The following is a 2,684-nucleotide window of genomic DNA, read 5'->3' on the forward strand; positions in this document are numbered from 1 at the left end:
ATCGGCCAGTGTTGTGCGCCAGTAGTCCGACTGCGCCTGGGTACGTTCGGCGGAAAACCACTGATGCTGCCAGGCGGCGTAATCCGGGTACTGAATGGCCAATGGGGGCAGCGGATCCGGCTGGCCGATCAGAAAGGCGGCGTAGAGTGCGTTCAGTTCATTTATCAGCACATTGACTGACCAGCCATCGGACACAATATGATGCTGGGTCAGCAAAAACTGATAATCCTCTTCCCTCAGTCGGATAAGTTCCGCCCGGATAAGCGGTCCCCGGCTGAGGTCAAACGGTACAGACATTTCTCCAGCACACAGGCGTTCTAATTCCGTGTCAGCATCCGGATGTTCACGCAGATCATGCTGAACCAGCGGCAACCCGTCGCCTGCCGCCAACAGATGAATCTGAGGCTGACCATCGACGGAAACAAAAACAGAGCGCAGTGCTTCATGACGGGCAAAGACGGCATTCAGGGCCTGCTGCCAGGCGGTGATATCCAGCCGGCCGCGTAAATGCAGCGCCAGGGGGATATGATACGTTTCACTGACCCCGTCGAGCTGGGCCAGGAACCATAAACGCTGTTGAGCAAAGGATAACGGCAAAGTTTCCGACCGGGAGACCGGCAGTATGGCGGGCAAGGCGGGCCGGTCTTGTTTCTGTACCGCCTGCGCTAAGGCCGCCAGCGAAGGCGAATGAAACAGTGCCGCCAGCGGGAGCTCCACACCCAGTACGGCCATTATCCGGTTCATCACCCGTACAGCCAGCAAAGAATGCCCGCCCAGGGCAAAGAAATTGTCATGCCGGCTGATTTTTTCGATACCCAGTAACTCACGCCAGACCGCCGCCAGGGCGGTTTCGGTGGCGCCCTGCGGGGCTGCATAACGCTGGCGGGCAAAGGCGTCCTCCCCGGGCACCGGCAGTGACCGGCGGTCCAGTTTGCCGCTCGGGGTTAGCGGGAAACGGTCCAGGCGCACCACCGCTGCCGGCACCATATACTCCGGCAAAACTTGACTCAGGCGCTCACGTAAGTCATTCACCAGCCCTTCTTCCACGTCCGCCGCCACATACGCCACCAGCCGTTTGTCCAGTCTTTCCTCGTGAGCCAGCACCACGGCTTCACGCACCGCCGGGTGTTCGGCCAGCCGCGCTTCAATTTCCCCCGGTTCAATGCGGAAACCGCGGATTTTCACCTGCTGGTCAGTACGACCCAAAAATTCCAGATTGCCGTCCGGCAAATAACGCGCCAAATCCCCGGTGCGGTACATCCGGGCATCCGGCTTATCGCTGAACGGGTCAGCCAGGAAACGTTCTGCCGTCAGTTCAGGCCGGTTCAGATAGCCCTTGGCGACCCCGTCTCCGCCAATATACATTTCACCGACAGCGCCTAACGGTACTGGTAACCCTTTGGCATCCAACACATAAACCCGCGTATTGGCTATGGGGCGGCCAATCGGGATATGGGTTATACCTTGCGCTAATGCCGTGATGTGGTATGTGGTCGTAAAAGTGGTACCTTCACTCGGGCCATAAGCCTGTAATAATTGCTGTGGTGGATTGCTAGTCAGCACCTGAGCAATAACATAGGGATCAAGGACATCCCCCCCAATAATCAAAATTTTTATCTGTGGTAAAACCGGGGATAACTCCCCCGCCAGCCGGTTAAACAGGCCGACAACCAGTGACAGAACTGTAATACAGTGGCTCTGTAATGCCCGGACTAACTGCCATGGAGTTAATAATGTACTGCGGTCGATAACCACCAGCGCCCCGCCGTTGAGCAACGGAGCCCAGACTTCAAAGGTGCCGGCATCAAAAGCGGGATTCGCGGTAAAGGCTACCCGGTCATCCGGGCCAATTTCCGCATAGCCATTATTGATCACCAGCCGGATGACCGCACGATGCGACACAATAACTCCTTTCGGTACCCCCGTCGAACCGGAGGTATACATCACATAAACGGCATCTGAACCCCGGCGGGTTAAGTTAAGATTCAGCTCGTCATCTTCCCGCCCAGGGTCTGTTTCTTCCCTCCTCATTCGCAATAACGGTACAGCCAAATTGACCGGGATCGCCATATACTCATCGGTCAGCAGCAACTGAGCCACACAATCCTGTATGACCCAGTGCTTCCGCTCATCCGGGGTATCCGGATCAATCGGTACATAAACCGCCCCCGCTTTAAGCACCGCCAGCTGGGCGACCACCAGTGCTATTGAGCGTTCAAACAACAGCGCTATATGTCCGCCGGGACGCACTCCCAGTGCAATGAGTTGACGAGCCAGCCGGTTCGCCCGGGCATTGAGTTCCGCATAACTGAGCGACTGGTTTTCATACACCAGGGCAATGGCGTCCGGGGTTGTCGCTGCCTGCCGTTCAAATAACTGATGGATACATAAGTCTTCAGGATACGGCGTTTCCGTGGCATTCCAGGTGGTGAGTAACAAGGTCCGTTCCGCGGCCGGCAGGATATCCAGGGCACGCACCGGCCTGTCCGGGGTGCGCGCCAGCGCCGCTGCCAGACTTTCCAGTGCCTGCTGCATATAGTCACAGACCCGCTCCGGCCCAAACGGCTCGACAACCTGAGCGGTCAGCCCCAGCGCCGTCCCAAAATCCTCCACCGACAGCGCAAACGGGTAGTTCGTCCGCTCCTGTCCGCCCATAAATTCAATGCCGCTTAGTCCCTCATCGG

At 57.5% G+C, this 2,684-nt stretch carries 1 protein-coding gene; it reads right to left on the reverse strand.

Going from position 1 to position 2,684, the window contains the following annotated elements; translation table 11 throughout:
* A partial coding sequence (locus C5470_RS21560; protein ID WP_166291822.1) for a non-ribosomal peptide synthetase occupies nucleotides 1-2,684 on the reverse strand: 2,684 nt, incomplete at both ends.

Source organism: Photorhabdus stackebrandtii (assembly GCF_011189495.1).
In the GTDB taxonomy this organism is placed as follows: domain Bacteria; phylum Pseudomonadota; class Gammaproteobacteria; order Enterobacterales; family Enterobacteriaceae; genus Photorhabdus; species Photorhabdus khanii.